This is a genomic window from Limimaricola pyoseonensis (assembly GCF_900102015.1).
Taxonomy (GTDB): domain Bacteria; phylum Pseudomonadota; class Alphaproteobacteria; order Rhodobacterales; family Rhodobacteraceae; genus Limimaricola; species Limimaricola pyoseonensis.
In genome coordinates, this window is the sequence record NZ_FNAT01000002.1 from 68,203 (window position 1) to 84,990 (window position 16,788).

General features: G+C 70.6%; 17 protein-coding genes. 8 read left to right on the forward strand and 9 right to left on the reverse strand.

What is annotated here, in order from left to right:
* Positions 1–42 precede the first annotated feature (42 nt).
* Complete coding sequence (locus BLT43_RS04110; RefSeq protein ID WP_090110359.1) at positions 43–627, forward strand: DUF1285 domain-containing protein; 585 nt, start codon at positions 43–45, stop codon at positions 625–627.
* A gap of 248 nt (positions 628–875) precedes the next feature.
* On the opposite strand, the gene BLT43_RS04115 is transcribed toward BLT43_RS04110, so the two are convergent.
* Positions 876–2,354 (reverse strand): NAD-dependent succinate-semialdehyde dehydrogenase, encoded by a 1,479-nt coding sequence (locus tag BLT43_RS04115; protein ID WP_090110361.1) that lies wholly within the window; start codon positions 2,352–2,354, stop codon positions 876–878.
* Between the two features lie 82 nt (positions 2,355–2,436).
* Between BLT43_RS04115 and BLT43_RS04120 the strand changes: the two genes are divergently transcribed.
* On the forward strand, positions 2,437–3,219 hold the full coding sequence (locus BLT43_RS04120; RefSeq protein WP_090110363.1) for an alpha/beta hydrolase: 783 nt from the start codon (positions 2,437–2,439) through the stop codon (positions 3,217–3,219).
* Positions 3,220–3,268: 49 nt separating this feature from the next.
* Here the strand turns inward: BLT43_RS04120 and BLT43_RS04125 are convergent, their stop codons facing one another.
* Positions 3,269–4,249 (reverse strand): P1 family peptidase, encoded by a 981-nt coding sequence (locus tag BLT43_RS04125; RefSeq protein ID WP_090110365.1) that lies wholly within the window; start codon positions 4,247–4,249, stop codon positions 3,269–3,271.
* A gap of 279 nt (positions 4,250–4,528) precedes the next feature.
* Here BLT43_RS04125 and BLT43_RS04130 point away from each other — a divergent pair, with 279 nt between their 5' ends.
* From BLT43_RS04130 to BLT43_RS04140, 3 genes are all read left to right on the forward strand, one after another.
* Complete coding sequence (locus tag BLT43_RS04130; protein WP_165612536.1) at positions 4,529–5,323, forward strand: L,D-transpeptidase; 795 nt, start codon at positions 4,529–4,531, stop codon at positions 5,321–5,323.
* Between the two features lie 4 nt (positions 5,324–5,327).
* Positions 5,328–5,660 (forward strand): hypothetical protein, encoded by a 333-nt coding sequence (locus BLT43_RS04135; RefSeq protein WP_090110367.1) that lies wholly within the window; start codon positions 5,328–5,330, stop codon positions 5,658–5,660.
* A 64-nt stretch (positions 5,661–5,724) separates the two neighbouring features.
* Positions 5,725–6,360, forward strand: coding sequence for a DUF1523 family protein (locus BLT43_RS04140; RefSeq protein ID WP_090110369.1), 636 nt, complete (start codon positions 5,725–5,727; stop codon positions 6,358–6,360).
* Here the strand turns inward: BLT43_RS04140 and BLT43_RS04145 are convergent.
* Complete coding sequence (locus BLT43_RS04145) at positions 6,357–7,202, reverse strand: AraC family transcriptional regulator (protein WP_090110371.1); 846 nt, start codon at positions 7,200–7,202, stop codon at positions 6,357–6,359. The two genes, BLT43_RS04140 and BLT43_RS04145, sit on opposite strands and share 4 nt — an antisense overlap.
* A 112-nt stretch (positions 7,203–7,314) precedes the next feature.
* On the opposite strand from BLT43_RS04145, the gene rpe reads away from it, so the two are divergent.
* On the forward strand, positions 7,315–7,998 hold the full coding sequence (gene rpe, locus BLT43_RS04150; protein WP_090110373.1) for a ribulose-phosphate 3-epimerase: 684 nt from the start codon (positions 7,315–7,317) through the stop codon (positions 7,996–7,998).
* A 97-nt stretch (positions 7,999–8,095) separates the two neighbouring features.
* Here rpe and BLT43_RS04155 read toward each other — a convergent pair whose 3' ends face one another.
* The 5 genes from BLT43_RS04155 to malE all read right to left on the reverse strand — a co-directional run bounded on the left by BLT43_RS04155 (position 8,096) and on the right by malE (position 13,908).
* A complete protein-coding gene (locus tag BLT43_RS04155) occupies positions 8,096–8,929 on the reverse strand; it encodes an NAD-dependent epimerase/dehydratase family protein (protein ID WP_090110375.1) in 834 nt (277 codons plus the stop codon).
* Positions 8,930–8,948: 19 nt separating this feature from the next.
* Positions 8,949–10,136: an NAD(P)/FAD-dependent oxidoreductase gene (locus tag BLT43_RS04160; RefSeq protein ID WP_090110377.1), complete on the reverse strand. Its 1,188-nt coding sequence runs from the start codon at positions 10,134–10,136 to the stop codon at positions 8,949–8,951.
* 79 nt (positions 10,137–10,215) lie between these two features.
* Entirely contained in the window at positions 10,216–11,106 is an 891-nt protein-coding gene (gene malG / locus BLT43_RS04165) for a maltose ABC transporter permease MalG (RefSeq protein ID WP_090110379.1), read from the reverse strand.
* Positions 11,103–12,650 carry a maltose ABC transporter permease MalF gene (malF, locus tag BLT43_RS04170; protein ID WP_090110381.1) on the reverse strand — a complete coding sequence of 516 codons (1,548 nt, stop codon included), beginning with the start codon at positions 12,648–12,650 and terminating at the stop codon, positions 11,103–11,105. Before malF ends, malG begins: the two co-directional genes overlap by 4 nt.
* Positions 12,651–12,738: 88 nt before the next feature.
* Positions 12,739–13,908 carry a maltose/maltodextrin ABC transporter substrate-binding protein MalE gene (gene malE, locus BLT43_RS04175; RefSeq protein ID WP_090110383.1) on the reverse strand — a complete coding sequence of 390 codons (1,170 nt, stop codon included), beginning with the start codon at positions 13,906–13,908 and terminating at the stop codon, positions 12,739–12,741.
* Between the two features lie 195 nt (positions 13,909–14,103).
* On the opposite strand from malE, the gene BLT43_RS04180 reads away from it, so the two are divergent.
* Complete coding sequence (locus BLT43_RS04180; protein ID WP_090110385.1) at positions 14,104–15,186, forward strand: LacI family DNA-binding transcriptional regulator; 1,083 nt, start codon at positions 14,104–14,106, stop codon at positions 15,184–15,186.
* Positions 15,183–16,286, forward strand: a complete 1,104-nt coding sequence (locus BLT43_RS04185; RefSeq protein ID WP_090110387.1) for an ABC transporter ATP-binding protein — start codon at positions 15,183–15,185, stop codon at positions 16,284–16,286. Before BLT43_RS04180 ends, BLT43_RS04185 begins: the two co-directional genes overlap by 4 nt.
* Here BLT43_RS04185 and BLT43_RS04190 read toward each other — a convergent pair.
* Positions 16,264–16,722 carry a hypothetical protein gene (locus BLT43_RS04190; protein WP_090110389.1) on the reverse strand — a complete coding sequence of 153 codons (459 nt, stop codon included), beginning with the start codon at positions 16,720–16,722 and terminating at the stop codon, positions 16,264–16,266. The genes BLT43_RS04185 and BLT43_RS04190 overlap by 23 nt on opposite strands.
* Positions 16,723–16,788: the final 66 nt, after the last annotated feature.

Sequence of the window (16,788 nt, forward strand, 5' to 3'; positions counted from 1 at the left end):
GTCTAGCATCGCAGGCCCCAGCAGATACCGTGGCAGGCAGTGATGGCAAACACAAAGAGCGGTGAGGACAAGGCCCCTTCGGCGGAAAGCCTCGCATCGGCGGCCCGCCAGGCGGGTGCGCGCGGCCCGGCGCCGGTGCATCTTTGGAACCCGCCCTTCTGCGGCGATCTCGACATGCGGATCGCCCGCGACGGCACGTGGTTCTACGAGGGCACGCCGATCGGGCGCGAGCGCATGGTCCGGCTGTTCTCGACCATCCTCAAGCGCGAGGGCGACGATTTCTTCCTCGTCACGCCGGTCGAGAAGGTCGGCATCACGGTCGAGGACGCGCCCTTCGTGGCGGTCGACGTGGAGCGCGAGGGCGACGATCTGCGCTTCACCACCAATCTCGGCGAGAAGGCGCTGGCCGGTCCCGACCACCCGATCCGGGTGGTGCGCGACCCCGAAAGCGGCGAGCCCTCGCCCTATATCGAGATCCGCTCCAGGCTCGAGGCGCTGATCGACCGCAAGAGCTTCTACCGGCTGGTGGATCTGGGCGAGACCGCGCCGCATGAGGGCGTCGACTGGTTCGGCCTGCGCTCGGGCGGGGTGTTCTTCCCGATCATCCCGGCCGCCGAACTGCCCTGAAACCTGTCCCGAGACTTGCCCTGAGACCGCGACAATCCCGAAAACGAACGGTGTAGAAACGCGGAGGCCCCACGAGGAGACCTCCGCGCCACGCGACCTCGATCACTCGTTACCTGACGCCGCGGGGCTGCTCCCGGCGTCGCCGCAATCCTGCCACGATTCCTTTTGGATTTGATCCGCAAATCGGCAGCCGGACGCTCTGTTTCCGGAAAAATGCAGGATTTTCGGGCCTGACGGGCAATTTTGCCTCACACGGAACTACAGATATATTTCAATTCCAGGTAATCCTCGATGCCGTGGCGTGAGCCCTCGCGCCCGAGGCCCGACTGCTTGACGCCGCCGAAGGGCGCCACCTCGGTCGAGATGATCCCGGTGTTGACGCCGACGATGCCGTATTCCAGCGCCTCGGCCACCTTGGTGACGCGGCTCATGTCGCGGGCGTAGAAATACGACGCCAAGCCGAAGATCGTGTCGTTGGCCAGTTCGATCACGTCGTCCTCGTCCTCGAAGGCGAAGAGCGGCGCGAAGGGGCCGAAGGTTTCCTCCTGAGCGACCTTCATGCCGGGCGTGGCGCCGGTGACGACCGTGGGCTGGAAGAACTGGCCGCCGAGGTCATGCGCCTCGCCGCCGGTGAGCAGCGTCGCGCCGTGATCGAGCGCGTCCTTGAGGTGGTCGCGCACCTTGTCGATCGCCGAAGCCTCGATCAGCGGGCCGAGATCGGTGCCCTCCTCGAGCCCGTCTCCCACGCGCAGCTTCTCGACCGCCGCCTTCAGCTTGGCGGCGAAGGCGTCGTAGACACCCTTCTGCACGTAGATGCGGTTGGCGCAGACGCAGGTCTGGCCGTTGTTGCGGAACTTGCACTGGATCGCGCCCTCGACCGCCGCGTCGAGATCGGCGTCGTCGAACACGATGAAGGGCGCGTTGCCGCCGAGCTCCATCGAGCATTTCATCACCTGGTCGGCGGCCTGCCGCAGCAGGATGCGCCCGACCTCGGTCGATCCGGTGAAGGTGAGCTTGCGCACCTTCGGGTTCTCGCAGAACTCCTTGCCGATCTCCGAGGCCGCGCTCGAGGTGACGACCGAGAACACCCCCTTGGGCACGCCCGCCTCCTCGGCCAGCACCGCCATGGCCAGCGCCGAGAGCGGCGTCTGCGACGCGGGCCGGATCACGAAGGAACAGCCCGCCGCCAGCGCCGGGGCCACCTTGCGGGTGATCATCGCGTTGGGGAAGTTCCACGGCGTGATGCCGGCGGCGACGCCGATCGGCTGCTTGATCACGGTGATCCGCTTGTCGGGCATGTGGCCGGGGATGGTCTCGCCATAGACCCGCTTGGCCTCCTCGCCGAACCATTCGAGGAAGGCCGCGCCATAGGCCACCTCGCCGCGGCTCTCGGTCAGCGGTTTGCCCTGCTCGGCGGTCATCAGGATGGCGAGATCCTCCTGATGCGCCATCAACAGGTCGAACCAGCGGCGCAGGATCTGCGCGCGCTCCTTGCCGGTCTTCGCGGCCCAGGGCTTCTGCGCCTTGTGCGCCGCGTCGATGGCGCGGGCGACCTCCTCACGCGACAGGTCCGCCACCCGCGCGATCACGTCGCCGCGCGCCGGGTTGGTGACCTCGAAGACCCGGCCGCTTTCGGCCTCGACCCAGTCCCCGGCGAGAAAGGCGCGCTCGCGCACGAGATCGGGACGCTTGAGCAATGACTTGATGTCGGTACGGTCGTCGAGCATGACTTCTCCTCCAGAACTTCGGGCGCATCCTTCACCTGCGAGGCAAGGAGGTCCAGCCCCCGGGGAAAGGGAGGGAGAGAGAATGACCAGCCGCGCCGAGATCGACGACGCCTATGCCAATGCCGCGCATATCCCGGGGGGCATGGAATACCCGGCGCGCTGGGCGGCGGCCGCGAGCGCCTTCCGCGCCGCGCATCCGCCCGAGGAGATCGCCTACGGGCCCGGCGCGCGGCAGCGGCTCGACCTGTTCCGGCCCGAGGGGGCGCCCAAGGGCGCGGTGGTCTTCGTGCATGGCGGGTTCTGGAAGGCCTTCGACAAGAGCGCGTGGTCGCATCTCGCGGCCGGCGCGCTGGCCCGTGGCTGGGCGGTGGCGATGCCCTCCTACACGCTGGCGCCCGAGGCGCGGATCTCCGCGATGACGGACGAGATCGAGACGGGGATCGGCGCTGTGGCCGAGCGGGTGGCGGGACCGCTGCGGCTCACGGGTCATTCGGCCGGCGGGCACCTGGTGGCGCGCATGGCCTGCGCCGACCGCGCGCCGGGCTGGCGCGAGCGGGTGGCGCGGATCGTGCCGATCTCGCCGCTGTCGGACCTGCGGCCGCTGATGGGCGCCTCAATGAACGACGATCTGCGGCTGGACCGGGAGGAGGCCGAGGCGGAGAGCCCGGTGCTGCAGGAGCAGGTCGATCTGCCGATGACGGTCTGGGTCGGCGCGGCCGAGCGCCCGGCCTTTCTCGACCAGGCGCGCTGGCTGGCCGAGGCGCGGGGCTGCGACATGGTCGAGGACCCGGGGCGGCACCATTTCGACGTCATCGAAGCGCTGGCCGAGCCGGAGAGCCCGCTGACCCGCGCGGTTCTCGCCTGACGCAAGTTCCTTCGAAGGAATTTGCAAAACTCTTGGAAGAGTTTTGCGCCTAGCCGAACCGGTCCTGCCAGCAGGGCAGCGGCCCGCCCGGCGCGGCCTCGAACACCGCGCGGGCGATGGCGCGCGCGAGGCAACAGGCCGCGGCATGGCCGAGCCCGAGCGCGTCGCCCAGCGGGTCGGCAAGCGGCTTCGCCCCGGTCGCGGCCGAGAAGACGAGGTCGCCGTCAAGCGGCGTGTGCGCCGGCACCAGCGCCCGCGCCATGCCGTCCTGCGCCGCCACCGCCATGCGGTGGCATTGGCCGCGGTCGAGCGCCGCGTCGGTGGCGACGATGGCGATGGTGGTGTTGGTGCCGGGCGCGGCGTCGAGCTTGGTGAACGGCGGCCCGGCCTCGGCCACCGGCCCGCGGCCGCCGAACTCGGCCCCGATCTCCCATGGCGCGGCCCAGAACTGCGCCCCGCCCGCCGTGGCGCAGCCCACCGCGTTCACCGCCACCAGCGCGCCCACCACGTGGCCGCTTTCCAGCACCATCGAGGCCGAGCCGACCCCGCCCCTGAGCCGTGCCGTGGTCGCGCCGAAACCGGCGCCGTGGCTGCCCAGCGCGAACTCCGCCCCCGCCGCCTCCAGCGCCGCGCGCCCGAGCGCGGGGTAGGGGCTATCGTCCCAGCCCTTGTCGCCGCCATTGGCAAGGTCGAACAGGATCGCGGCGGGCACGATCGGCACGCGGTGGCCGGCCGCCTCGAAGCCCCGCCCCATGGCGCGCAGCCCGGCCGTGACGCCCGAGGCCGCGTCGAGCCCGAAGGCCGAGCCGCCCGAGAGCACCAGCGCGTCGACCCCGCCGCCGGCGATCCGGTCGGGGGCCAGAAGCTCGGTCTCGCGCGTGCCCGGCGCGCCGCCCATGACCGAGACGCCGGCGGAAAAGGGCGCGTCGCCGGTCAGTACGGTGACGCCCGAGCGCAGCCGTACGTCATGGGCCTGGCCCACGCGCAGCCCGGCGATGTCGGTGATCAGGTTGCGGGGTCCGGGCCGCATCAGCGCATTCTCGCGACAACGTGAGGCCGGCCGGCCCACTGCCTTTCGCGCGCACCGCCGGCGGCGATTGGCCCAAGCATCTGAACCCGCATCATGTTCCCCGCATCCTGCCCCGGCGTGACCTGCCGGCCGCGCCGGTGATGCGGGTCGGTCACAGGTGATTGCGCCGCATCGCCGGAATGCTAACTTGCCGCGAAACCTTGCGTCAAAGGCTGCCGACCGATGAAATCACACTCCACCGCGCTGACCCGTCGCCGATTGCTGACCGGGGCCGCGGCCATGACCGCCCTGTCCGCCTGCGCCGCGCGCGTGCCGTCCTCCGCCTCGACCTCGACCCTGTCGCCCGAGCAACAGATCGGCGGCGTGCCGATCAGCCAGATCGTCGACGGCTACGGGCTGATCGAGGATGCCGGCTACCGGCTGCCGCCGGTGCCGCCGAAATACCTGCAGGGGCTGAACCGCCGCGCGCTGGTGCCCTATCCGGGCTACGAGTCCGCCGGCACGATCGAGGCCGACCTGCATGCCAAGCTGCTCTACTGGGTGCAGGATGACGGCAGCGCGTGGCGCTTTCCGGTCGGCGTCGGCCGGCAGGGCCTGTCGATGAGCTACGACACCACGATCAAGCGCAAGGAGAAGTGGCCGAGCTGGACGCCGACGCAGAACATGCTGCGGCGCGAGCCGGAGGTCTATGGCGAGTTCGCGGGCGGCGTGCCGGGTGGCCTTGCCAACCCGCTGGGCGCGCGGGCGCTCTATCTCTACCAGGGCAGCCGCGACACCTATTACCGGATCCACGGCACCAACGACCTCGCCTCGATCGGCAATTCCGGCTCGGCGGGCTGCATCCGCATGTTCAACCACGACGTGATCTTCCTGTTTCCCAAGGTGCCGCTCGGCACCAAGGTGGTGATCCGCGACTATTCCGATTCGGTCGCGATCGAGGGCGAGGCGGTGGCCAATCGCGGCTACGAGCAGCCCGCCACCCGCGTCCCGGCCGAGGAGATCTACGCCGCCGCCGCCGAGAGCGGCCCGCCGCAGTTCGGCGCGGCCTCGAACGTCGAGAGCTTCGGCTACTGAGCCGATGCTCGCGGGGGTGATCCTGCCGGCGCTGGCCCTCGGGCTCGCCGGCTGGATCCTGCCGCGGCTGCTGGCGCGGGTCTTTCCCGAAGGGGTCCGGCCGCTGGTCTGGCTCGCCCTGACCGCGGCCCTTCTCATGATCCTCCTGTCGATGGCGCTGTTTCTCGGGCTCTACCGGATCGAGGGCGCGCCGCCCGACGCGCTGGCCCGCGCCGGCTGGGCGGCGCTCGTCTGGCACCTCCTGCGGCTGGCGCTGGCCTCGGCGCTGATCTGGGGGCCGATCCTCGCGCTGTCGGTCGCCGGCCTGCCGGGGCGCTGGAAAACCGCGCGGTGGTGAGCGGTTGGCGGCCCCCGGCCGATGGTCTATCACCGCAACGACGGGCTTGGCGGAGGGACGCGGAATGCGCTGGTTGAAATGGGCCTTCTGGGGATCGCTGCTGCTGCTGGTCGGGGCGCTTCTGCACTACAACCTGCCCAAGCGCGACGTGGTCTACATCACCGGCGTCGAGATCAAGCTCGAGCGGATCGACCCGAACTCGGTGTTCTGGGCCTCGTCGGAGAACAACGCCGCCACCGGCCCGGTCGAGCGCGACGTGCGCTTCATCGACACGGTGCAGGCCGATGGCGGGGTGAAGGTGTTCCGCAACGAGGACACCGGCGGCGGCTGGCCGCCCTATTTCAAGTTCGACAGCGCCAACCTGCAGGCCGAGGCGCGCAACCTCGTCTCGACCGCCGCCGACCCGCAATGGGTGGCGCTCAGGCATTACGGCTGGCGCATCCCGTTCCTGTCGATCTATCCCAACGCGCTGTCGGTGACGCCGGTGGCGGGGCCCGACGTGCGGCTGATCCCTTGGTTCAACATCGTGGTGCTGACGCTGCTCGTCGCGGTGGTCTGGGGCGTCGGCGTGCGGCTGCGGCGCTGGAGCGCGCGCCACCTCTCGCCCTGGCTCGACCGCGGCGACCGGCGGGTTGCGATCTGGGGCGACGCGATCCGGCGCCGGCGCGCGGCGCGGGCGGAACAGAAGAAGGCGCGCTAGCCCGGCTGCACCACGTCGCGCTGCCGCGCCCGGCGGTAGCGCTGCGGCGTCTCGCCATGGGCGGCGCGGAACAGCTTGTGGAAATGCGACAGGTTGGGAATGCCGCATTCCTCGGCGATCTCGGCGAGGCTGTCGCCGCTGCTCACCAGCCGGCGCGCGGCGTAGTCCATGCGCTGCGCGTTCACCCAGTCCGACGGCGACATGTCGAGCCAGCGGCGGATCGTGCGGCTGACATGCGGATGCGCCCGCCCGGCGAGCCGGGCGAAGCCCGCCGCGCCGTCGCGGAACACCGCCGGCGCGCGCGCCCCGGCGCAGGCCGCCGCGAGCCATCCCGGCGCGCCCTCGGGCAGCGTCACCGTCTCCTCCATGAGCCCGCACAGCAGCGGCGCGAGAAAGGCCTCGGCCCCCAGCGCGTCGCGCCGCCCGCGCTCGAGCCGGAGCGCCGCGCGGTTGATCTCGGCCATCTGCCGGCTGTCGCGCGACAGGCGCAGCGGGCCGGTCTCGCTCCAGAAGTAGCGGCCCGCAAGCTCGGGGTGGCGCTGCCCGAAGGCGGCGACGAAGTCCGGATGCAGCGTGACCGAGACCACCAGCGCGTCCGCGCCCCGGCCCTGCAGCCCGTGCACCTGACCGGGCGCGACGAAGACGAGGTCGCCCTCGGCCAGATCCTCGCGGCCCTCGGGCAGGTGGTGGCGCACCCGGCCGTTCTGCACCCAGAGCAGTTCGTGGAAGTCATGGCCGTGCGGCACCGGCCGCTGCGGCCCGAGCTGGGCGCGGGTCAGCGCCGCCACCGCGCCCGGGGCGAGGATCTCGGCATGTCGCAAGGTGATGGCGGGGCTCTGCATGACGCTAGGTTATCAGGCTTCGCGTCAGGCGCGAGGGGGCATTTGCGCAAGCGGCGTGACCCGGGCCGGGTTTCGCGCTAGGGCAGGGGCACGTGTTTCAGGGAAAGCCGCCATGACCTTCGACCGCCAGACCAAGATCGCCCCCTCCATCCTGTCCGCGGATTTCGCGAATTTCGGCGCCGAGTGCCGGGCGCTCGAGGCGCAGGGGGCCGACTGGATCCATGTCGACGTGATGGACGGGCATTTCGTGCCCAACATCACCTTCGGCCCGCAGCTGGTGAAGGCCATCCGGCCGCATGTGAAGACGGTGATGGACGTGCACCTGATGATCGCACCGGTCGATCCCTACATCGAGGCCTTCGCCGAGGCCGGCGCCGACATCCTGACCGCGCATGTCGAGGCCGGGCCGCATGTCCACCGCACGCTGCAGGCGATCCGCGCGGCGGGCATGAAGGCGGGCGTGGCGCTCAACCCCGGCACGCCGGCCGAGGCGGTGGCGCCGCTGCTCGACGATGTCGATCTCGTGCTCGCCATGACGGTGAACCCCGGCTTCGGCGGGCAGAAGTTCATCGAGGCGACGCTGCCCAAGATCGCCCGGCTGCGCGAGATGATCGGCGATCGCGAGGTGCATCTGCAGGTCGATGGCGGCGTCGACGCCGCCAGCGCGCCCAAGGTCGTGGCGGCCGGGGCGGACGTGCTGGTCGCGGGTTCGGCGGTGTTCCGCGGCGGCTCGGTCGAGCAGGCCGGGGTCTATGGCGAGAACATCGGCGCGATCCGGGCGGCGGCGCGGGGCTGACGCCCGGCCGCGCGCGATACCGCTACTTTTCTCCTCAAATACGCATGCCCGGCGGCGCGGCCGCCGCGCCGCCGGGCACAGAGGGCACGGGGGCGCGTCAGTCGCCTTCGCTCATCCGCTTGATCGCCGCGACCCCGCTTTCGCCCAGCGGCACCACCGCGAAGGGGCCGCCGAGGCTGCGCTGCGCCCGGTCCGACGGGTCGGGCCGCTTCGGCGTGGGCAGCAGCCGGTCGGCCCAGTCCTCGGCGTTGTCCTGCGGGTGGTAGCCCAAAAACGAGACCTTGTGGTTCGACACCGAGGCGCGGCTGTTGGCCGAGACGCCCCAGACCACGGTGCAGCCGGTGACCGGCGTGGTGACGGAGGCCTCGACCAGCCGCACGAGGTCGCCGTGGGACAGCCAGGTGTGCAGCGCGCGCGCGTTTTCCGGCTCGGGCGTGCAGGACATGATGCGCAGGCAGACCGCCTCGAGGCCGCGCTTCTCCCAGAACATCTTGGCCATGTCCTCGGCGAAGCATTTCGACAGGCCGTAGAAGCTGTCGGGCCTGTGCGCGACGTCGGTGTCGTGGCCGGCCATCGTCTCCTGCAGCCCCACGGCGTGCACGGAGGAGGCGTAGACCACGCGCCGGGCGCCGACGCGATGCGCCGCCTCCCAGACGGTGTAGGCGCCGATGTAGTTGGGGCCGAGCAGCTCCTCGAAGGACCGCTCGTCGGGGATGGCGCCGAAATGCACGACCATCTCGGCGCCCTGCATCAGCGCCTCGATCGCGGCGAGGTCGGCGAGGTCGGCCTGCACGAAGCTCTCGTTCTCCAGCAGCTCGGCCGGGGCCTCGGCGATGTCGGTCGAGAGCAGCTCGTCCGCGAGCTTCGAGAGCGGTTCGCGCAGCTGCGAGCCGAGCGCGCCGCAGGCGCCGGTGAGGACGATCTTCTTCATGGATGCTCCTGTCGTCTGGTCAGATCACCGCCGCCTCGGTCAGCGGCACGCCGGAGACGACGCGCGCGACCGAGAGCGGCGAGAGGTCGAGGCTTCTCCAGCCCCCGTGGATGACATGCTCGGCGATGCCGCGCCCGACCGCCGGGGCCTGCTGCAGCCCGTGGCCGGAAAAGCCGTTGGCGAAAAGCAGGTTCTCGCAGTCCGGATGCAGGCCCAGAAGCGCGTTCTGGTCGAGCGTGTTGTAGGCGTAGTGGCCGACCCAAGTGTTGCGCAGCCGGATGCGCTCGAAGGCGGGGATGCGCTCGGCCAGCGCCGGCCAGACGCGATCCTCCCAGACGGCATGGTCCATCTCGAAATCGTCCGGGTCGCAGGGGCCGTCGGTCACGGGCGGGCAGCCCGCCATGTAGAGCGCGCCGTCGGTGCGGTAATGGATGCCGCAGGGGTCGACGGTCAGCGGCAGCTTGCGCGGCAGCCTGTCCTCGGCCTCGAAGATGAAGGTGTAGCGCTTGCGCGGCTCGACCGGGATGGCGATGCCGGCCATCTCAGCCACGCGGCTCGCGCGCGGCCCGGCGGCGTTGACCACCTGCCCGCAGGCGATGCGGCTGCCGTCCGAGAGCGTCACGTGGGTGATGCGCCCGCCCGCCGTCTCGAAGCCGGTCGCCTCGGCCTTCACTTCCTCGACGCCCATCTTCCGGGCGCGACGGCGGAACTCGGAGAACATGGTGCCGCCGTCGAAGCAGCCTTCCTCGCCGGGGTTGTGGCTGCCGAGGATCACGTCGTCGAAGCGCATGAACGGAAAGGCCGCGTGCAGCTGGCCGGGCGAGAGCAGCCGCGTGCCGGCCCCCATCCGCGCCTGCAGCGCCTGCGCCGTGCGCAGCCGCGCGGCCTCCGCCTCGTCTCGGGCGAGGTAGAGGTAGCCGAAATCGTCGAGATGGATCTCCGGCGCGTCCTCGCCGGCGAAGCCGCGGAAGTTGCGGATGAACTCGAGCCCGAAGCGGCTGATCGCGACGTTCACTTCCGTGCCGAACTGCATGCGGATGCAGGAATTGCTGTGGCTGGTGGAGGCGAACTCGAAGCTCGGGTCGCGCTCCACCACGAGGATGCGGCCGTCGAAGGCCGGGTCCCGCGCCAGCCACCACGCCACGGCGCTGCCGATCATCGCGCCGCCGATGATCACCACGTCGTATGAGGAATGCGCCGGTGCCATGGGGCGACGCTAGGACGCCCGATGGACAAAAGAAAGGGGGCCCGTGCGGCCCCCTTCACCGGTTCCCGGTGCGGCCCGATCAGCCCTTCACCGCGCCCTCAGAGAGCCCCGAGACGAGGTAGCGCTGGGCGATCAGGAAGACGACGGTGATCGGCAGGCCCGACAGGATCGCGGCCGCCGCGAAGTCGCCCCAGAGATACTTGAACTCGTTGAGGTAGAGCCGGGAGCCCACCGCCAGCGTCATCTGGTTCTCGGACCGGATCAGCACGCTCGCGATCGGGTAGTCGTTGATGATGAAGATGAAGGCCAGCACGAAGACCACCGACATGATCGGCACGGCGAGCGGCAGGAACACGTGGCGGAAGGTCTGCCACGGCGTCGCGCCGTCGATCTCGGCCGCCTTGTCGAGCGAGGTGTCGATCGAGTCGAAATAGCCCTTGATGGTCCAGATGTGCAGCGTGATCTGGCTCAGATAGACCAGCACCAGCGCGGTGTGGCTGTTGATGCCGAGCATCGGGCTGACCTCGCCCAGCGCGTCGAAGATGGCGAAGATCGCCACCAGTGCCAGCGTGGTCGGAAACATCTGGATCAGGAACAGGCCATCCAGCAGCCCCTGCTTGCCGCGAATGCGGATGCGCGAGAAGGCGTAGGCCGAGATCGTGGCCAGCGCCAGCACGCCGAAGGCGGCAATGAGCCCGATCTTGACCGAGTTCCACATCCACAAGAGCACCGGGTAGGGCGGGGTGACCACCGTGCCGTCCTCGCGCGTGTAGTCGAGGCCGAAGGCGAGGTACCAGTGCTCCAGCGTCGGGTTCTCGGGCCAGAGCGCGCCGGTGGCGAAATTGCCTTCCCGGAAGCTGATCGAGACCACCATGAAGAACGGAAACAGGATCAGCGCGAGGAAGACGAGCATGAAGCCATGCGCGGCGATCTTCTTCAGGCGCAGGTCGCGCGGGCGTTCGACGATCATTTCGCGGCCCTCTTCGATGCGGCGCGGCGCATGGCCACGTAGTTGGCGTAGGAGATGGCGGCCACGACGAGGAAGATCAGCAGCGTGATCGCGCCCGCGAGGCCGAATTGCTGGCCGGTGTCCTGGAAGGCGAGGCGGTAGGTGAAGCTCGCGAGGATGTCGGTCTCGCCCGCCGGGATCACCGTGCCGGGGATATCGGGCCCGCCGCGCGTGAGCAGCAGGATCAGCACGAGGTTGTTGAAGTTGAAGGCGAAGGCCGCGATCAGCAGCGGCAGGAAGGGCGGGATGATCTGCGGCAGGGTGATGGTGAAGAACACCCGCAGGCTCGACGCGCCTTCCAGCGCGGCGGCCTTCTTGTGGTCCTGCGGCACGGATTGCAGAAAGCCCATCGCCAGCAGCATCATGTAGGGATAGCCCAGCCAGATGTTGACGATCAGGATCATCACCCGCGCGAGGAAGCCGTCGGTGAACCAGGCCGGGCGCAGGCCGAAAATGGCTTCGAGGATGAGATTGATTTCGCCGAAGTTCTGGTTGAACAGGCCGCGGAAGACGAGGATCGAGATGAAGGCCGGCACCGCGTAGGGCAGGATCAGGAGGATCCGGTAGGCGGTCTTGAAGCGCAGGTGCTCCCACTGGAGGATCACCGCCAGCGTCAGGCCGAGCGCGAAGCAGCCCAGCACCGACAGCCCGGCGAAGGCCACGGTCCAGGCGAAGATCGACACCATCGGCCCGCGGATGCCCTTGGATTCGAAGATGCGCTCGAAATTGTCGAAGCCGACCGCGACGCGCCAGCCGGGCGGCACGCGCTCGCCCTCGGGCGTCTCGAAGAAGCCGGTCTCGTGGTTGGCGGTCAGCACCTGCCCGTCGGCGGCGCGGGTCAGCTCGTCCTCGCCGGTGCGGACGTAGTCGGGCGTGACGCTGGCGAAGGTCCGAAGGCCTGCGTTGCGCAGGTCGACCTCCTCGGGGGTGGTCAGCGTCAGGCTCTGCAGCCCGGTGCGCAGCGCGATCGCGTCGCGCGGGCTCAGCAGCTCCGCCGGCGCCGCGCCGGGGGCGAGCGTCACCGTCTCTTCCTCGGCGGTGAGCAGCACCGGCTCGGACAGCAGCTCGCTCTCGGGCAGCCAGATCCGGTAGCCGTCGCCGTCGCGCGCCACCGCGAAGGGTTGCTCGGTCTCGGGGTTCACCGTGCCGCGCGAGGTCAGCACCTCGATCGTGCGCTCGTAGGAGAGCAGGTTGAACGAGGAGTAGTTCGTGAAGCCGAGCCAGATCGTGTAGGCCACGGGGAAGGCGATGAAGATCAGCACCGCCGCGACGCCCGGAAAGATGAAGCGGCTGCCGTAGAAGCGGTCCGGGCCGAACACCACGGCGAAGCCGGCGGCCAGCGCCAAGAGGATCGCGCCGAACAGCGGCTGGGTGATCTGGTAGAGGAAGAAGGCGCCGTAGAGCATCGCCAGCGTGGCGGCCCCCACCAGCGTCCAGCGCAGCCAGGGGCGTCGCCCCTCACGCGCGTCGCGGGGCGGCGCCCCGAATTCCGTCGCAGCCGTCATCGTCCCCCCGGTGCCCCCCTGGTTGTTCGTGGCCCCCGCGCGCGGGCGGCGGCGGTGCCGGGGCGGGCGGGCCGCCCCGGCTCATGCCTCACTCGCCCTTGATCCGGGCGGCGGCGTCGTCGAGCGCCTCTTGCGGCTCCTGCGCGCCGTTGGTGATGTTGGTCAGCGCCGGCTGCATCGCGGCCCAGAACGCGCCCATCTCGGGGTTCGAGGGCATCGGCACGCCGTCGGCGGCCACCTCGAGCATCGCGCTCACCTTCTCGTCGTCCTGCGCCTCGGCGGCCGAGACGTCGGCGAGCGCGCCCAGCGCGCCGCTGGCGTTCCAGGTGGCGAGGCCCTCGTCGGTCAGCAGGTAGTTCTCGACGAATTCCTGCGCGAGGTCGAGGTTGGGCGAGGCGGCGTTCAGCGCCAGCGCCTGCACGCCGAGGAAGGGCGGGGTGGTCTGGCCGTCGACCTTGGGCAGCGGCGCCACGCCGAACTCGATGCCCGAGCTCGCGAGGTTGCCCCAGGCCCAGGGGCCGTTGATGACCATGGCGACCTCGCCGTTGTTCATCGCGCCTTCCATCACGCCGTAATCGACGCCCGCGGGCATCACGCCGTCCTCGATCAGCCCGTCAAGCACCTCGGCGCCCTTCACCGCGCCTTCGGTGTTCACGCCCGGGTTGGCGCCGTCATAGGAGCCGTCGACCTTCTGGAAGGCGTAGCCGCCATTGGCCGCGAGCAGCGGGAAGGTGAAGTAGGTGTTGTTGTAGTCCCACAGGATCGGCTGCACGCCCTCGGGCAGCTCCATGCCGGCGATCTCGGAGAAGTCGGCCGGCGGCGTGTCGACGAATTCCTTGTTGTAGATCAGGTGCACCGCCTCGACCGCGACCGGGTAGCCCCAGGTCGCGCCGTCGAAGGTCACCGCGTCCATCGCGGCGGGCAGGATGCCGTCGGTCCAGCCGGCGCCGGGGGTGACGGGGGCGATGATGCCGCCGGTCGACCATTCGCCGAGGCGGTCATGCGCGTGCATCAGGATGTCGGGGCCGTCGCCGGTGGCCGCAGCCTGCTGGAACTTCTCGGGCAGCGGCTCGACCACCGCGACTTCGACGGCGATGCCGTAGTCTTCCTCGAACTTGGCGCCGACCTCGCGCAGCGCGTCGGGGGCGCGGTTGTCGCCGGTCCAGATCACCAGCTTGCCGTCCTCGAAGGCGTAGGCGGGCGCGGCGGTCAGGGTGAGCAGGGCCAGCGTGCCGAGCCGGCGGGTCAGTGTCGTCATGTCGTCCTCCCAGATGACGCTACCGCCCGGCTCTCCGGGCCGGGCGATTCGCGTCACGATAGCAAAACCCGATCATTGTTCAAAACGCTTTGAATCAGTGTACGCCCATACGGAATTGATGATTGCCACGGCGGCCCCCGGCGCTGTAGGGTCGTGATCTGAAGCGCTTTGAACGGCCGGGGAGGGGTCGCGCGAATGGCGACGCTCAAGGATATCGGGGCCGAGCTCGGTCTCTCGGCCGCGACGGTGAGCCGGGCGCTGAACGGCTTTCCCGAGGTCAGCGCCCGCACCCGCGACCGGGTGCGCGAGGCGGCCGAACGGCTCGGCTACCGGCCCAACCGCTCGGCCCAACGCCTCGCCACCGGCCGCTCGGGCGTGGTCGGCATGATCGTCAAGCTGCGCGCCGACATGAGCGCCGACCAGACCTTCTTCGAGGTGCTGGCCGGGCTCACCGCGGCGCTGGCGGCGCGCGACACCGACCTCGTGCTGGCGGTCGACCAGGGCGACGACCCGGTCGCGCCCTATGCCCGGATGCTCGAGCGCGACCTGCTCGACGGCTTCGTGCTGAACGCGCCCACCGCGGACGACCCGCGCCCGGCCTTCCTGCGCGCCCACGGCGTGCCCTTCGTGATGCATGGCCAGCACTGCGCCCGGCCCGACTACCCGTTCTTCGGCATCGACAACCCGGCGGTCAGCCGCGATTCGGTCGAGTTCCTGGTGGCGCTGGGCCATCGCCGCATGGCGCTGATCAACGGCGAGACCCGCTTCGCCTTCGCGGCCGAGCGTGCCGGGGCCTTCCGAGATGCCATGGCGGCCGAGGGGCTGGCGCTGCCCGAGGGCTTCGTCGCCTCCGGCCCCCCGACCGAGAGCGCGGGCTACACCGCGGCGCTGCCCTGGCTCGCCGGGCGCTGCGGGCCGCGGCCGACCGCGATACTCTGCGCCTCGACCCCGCAGGCGGCCGGCGCGATGCGCGCGGCGCGCGACCTCGGTCTGAAGGTGCCGCGCGACCTGTCGGTGATGGCGCATGACGACGCGCTGCCGCACACCGACGCGCTGCGCTTCGACCCGCCGCTCACCGTGACCCGCGCACCGATGCGCGACGCCTGCGCGCCGCTGGCGCAGCAGCTGATCGACCATATCGACGGGGCGCCGGCCGCGCGCCTGCAGACCGTGATCCGGGCCGGGCTCACCGTCCGCGGCTCGACCGGCCCCGTCCCGCAGGGAGAGGAGACCCCATGGCCCCGAACGACGCCCCCCGTGACACAGGCCCCCGGATGAGCGCGCTGCGCGCCGACAGGCTGAAGAAGAGCTATGGCGGCGTCGAGGTGCTGCACGAGATCGACATCGACATGGCGCAGGGCGAGTTCCTCGTTCTCGTCGGCCCCTCGGGCTGCGGCAAGTCCACGCTCTTGAACTGCATTGCCGGCCTCGAGGAGATCTCGGGCGGGTCGCTGCACATCGCCGGGCGCGACGTCACCACCGAGCCGCCCAAGGACCGCGACATCGCCATGGTGTTCCAGTCCTACGCGCTCTACCCGACGATGAACGTGGCCGAGAACATCGGCTTCGGCATGAAGGTCCGCAAGATCCCGAAATCCGAGGCCGATCCGAAGATCCGCGAGGTGGCGAAGCTCCTGCAGATCGACCATCTGCTCGACCGCAAGCCTTCGCAGCTCTCGGGCGGCCAGCGCCAGCGCGTCGCCATGGGCCGGGCGCTGGTGCGCGACCCCAAGCTCTTCCTGTTCGACGAGCCGCTGTCGAACCTCGACGCCAAGCTGCGCGTCGAGATGCGGGCCGAGATCAAGCGCCTGCACAAGACCACCCACGCCTCGATCGTCTACGTCACCCACGACCAGATCGAGGCGATGACGCTGGCCACCCGGATCGTCGTGCTGAAGGGCGGCGTGGTGCAGCAGATCGGCACGCCGCAGGAGATCTACGACAGCCCGGCCAACACCTTCGTCGCCGATTTCATGGGCTCGCCGCCGATGAACCTCGTCCCGGCGCGGGTGACGGCCGAGGGGCTCGACATCGGCGGCACGAAACTGGCGATGGGGCCGGGCTGGGAAGCGGGCGCACTGCCCGCCGAGGTCACGCTCGGCATCCGGCCCGAGCACCTGTCGCGCGCGACGGGGCAGGGGGACGAGGCCGACCTGACGGTCGAGCCGGTGATGATCGAGAACACCGGCGCCGAGGCCTATGTGAGCTTCGTGCTGGGCGGCGAGACGCTGACCGCGCGGCTACCGGGCCGCATCCCCGAGGACGCGACCGACCATGTCGGTCTCGCCGTGGCGCGCGACGGGCTGTGCCTGTTCGACCGCGAAAGCGGCGAGCGGATCGCGCGGGCGCCCGCGCTCAGTGCAGCCGCGGCCGGCTGATCGCGGCGCGCCTCAGGCCGAGGCCCAGCGCCTCGGCCAGCCGCGCGGCGTCATGCGCGGCACCCGGCTCGAGGAAGGCCATCGCCAGCATCAGCGCCTCCTCGCGCGCCGCCTCCGAGCCATGGCCCACCAGCCGCGCGAACCACGCCTCGTCGGCGCCGAGACAGGCGCACTCCGCCCCGTGCCGCATCAGCGGCCGGCGGCCCGCGGCGGCGCAGAGCCGGCACAGCGCGTCGAGCGCGTCGGCGGCGGCGCGCGCCGGGCCGGGGTCGAGATCGGGGGCGAGCCGGGCGGCGACGGCGGCATGGCCCTCGTCGCACCACAGCCGCAAGAGCCGCACGGCGCGGGCCTCGATCGGGTCGAGATCCTCGATCCGGCCGATCGCGGCGCCGCCCTGCGGCGGGCGGCGGGTCTCTTCTGTAAAATCGCGGGGCATGTCGGGCACTCCCGGGGTCCGTATCGCGTCCGGCTTGCGCCGGGACGCGGCCCGGTCGTGGCTGAG

Excerpts from the sequence above, each read along its gene's own strand:
- malF (WP_090110381.1), bottom strand. The coding sequence starts at position 12,650 with ATGACGGCTGCGACGGAATTCGGGGCGCCGCCCCGCGACGCGCGTGAG.
- BLT43_RS04115 (WP_090110361.1), bottom strand. The coding sequence starts at position 2,354 with ATGCTCGACGACCGTACCGACATCAAGTCATTGCTCAAGCGTCCCGAT.
- BLT43_RS04160 (WP_090110377.1), bottom strand. The coding sequence starts at position 10,136 with ATGGCACCGGCGCATTCCTCATACGACGTGGTGATCATCGGCGGCGCG.
- BLT43_RS04145 (WP_090110371.1), bottom strand. The coding sequence starts at position 7,202 with ATGCAGAGCCCCGCCATCACCTTGCGACATGCCGAGATCCTCGCCCCG.
- BLT43_RS04140 (WP_090110369.1), top strand. The coding sequence starts at position 5,725 with ATGCGCTGGTTGAAATGGGCCTTCTGGGGATCGCTGCTGCTGCTGGTC.
- rpe (WP_090110373.1), top strand. The coding sequence starts at position 7,315 with ATGACCTTCGACCGCCAGACCAAGATCGCCCCCTCCATCCTGTCCGCG.
- BLT43_RS04155 (WP_090110375.1), bottom strand. The coding sequence starts at position 8,929 with ATGAAGAAGATCGTCCTCACCGGCGCCTGCGGCGCGCTCGGCTCGCAG.
- malE (WP_090110383.1), bottom strand. The coding sequence starts at position 13,908 with ATGACGACACTGACCCGCCGGCTCGGCACGCTGGCCCTGCTCACCCTG.
- BLT43_RS04185 (WP_090110387.1), top strand. The coding sequence starts at position 15,183 with ATGAGCGCGCTGCGCGCCGACAGGCTGAAGAAGAGCTATGGCGGCGTC.
- BLT43_RS04190 (WP_090110389.1), bottom strand. The coding sequence starts at position 16,722 with ATGCCCCGCGATTTTACAGAAGAGACCCGCCGCCCGCCGCAGGGCGGC.
- BLT43_RS04120 (WP_090110363.1), top strand. The coding sequence starts at position 2,437 with ATGACCAGCCGCGCCGAGATCGACGACGCCTATGCCAATGCCGCGCAT.
- malG (WP_090110379.1), bottom strand. The coding sequence starts at position 11,106 with ATGATCGTCGAACGCCCGCGCGACCTGCGCCTGAAGAAGATCGCCGCG.
- BLT43_RS04110 (WP_090110359.1), top strand. The coding sequence starts at position 43 with ATGGCAAACACAAAGAGCGGTGAGGACAAGGCCCCTTCGGCGGAAAGC.
- BLT43_RS04135 (WP_090110367.1), top strand. The coding sequence starts at position 5,328 with ATGCTCGCGGGGGTGATCCTGCCGGCGCTGGCCCTCGGGCTCGCCGGC.
- BLT43_RS04125 (WP_090110365.1), bottom strand. The coding sequence starts at position 4,249 with ATGCGGCCCGGACCCCGCAACCTGATCACCGACATCGCCGGGCTGCGC.
- BLT43_RS04180 (WP_090110385.1), top strand. The coding sequence starts at position 14,104 with ATGGCGACGCTCAAGGATATCGGGGCCGAGCTCGGTCTCTCGGCCGCG.
- BLT43_RS04130 (WP_165612536.1), top strand. The coding sequence starts at position 4,529 with ATGACCGCCCTGTCCGCCTGCGCCGCGCGCGTGCCGTCCTCCGCCTCG.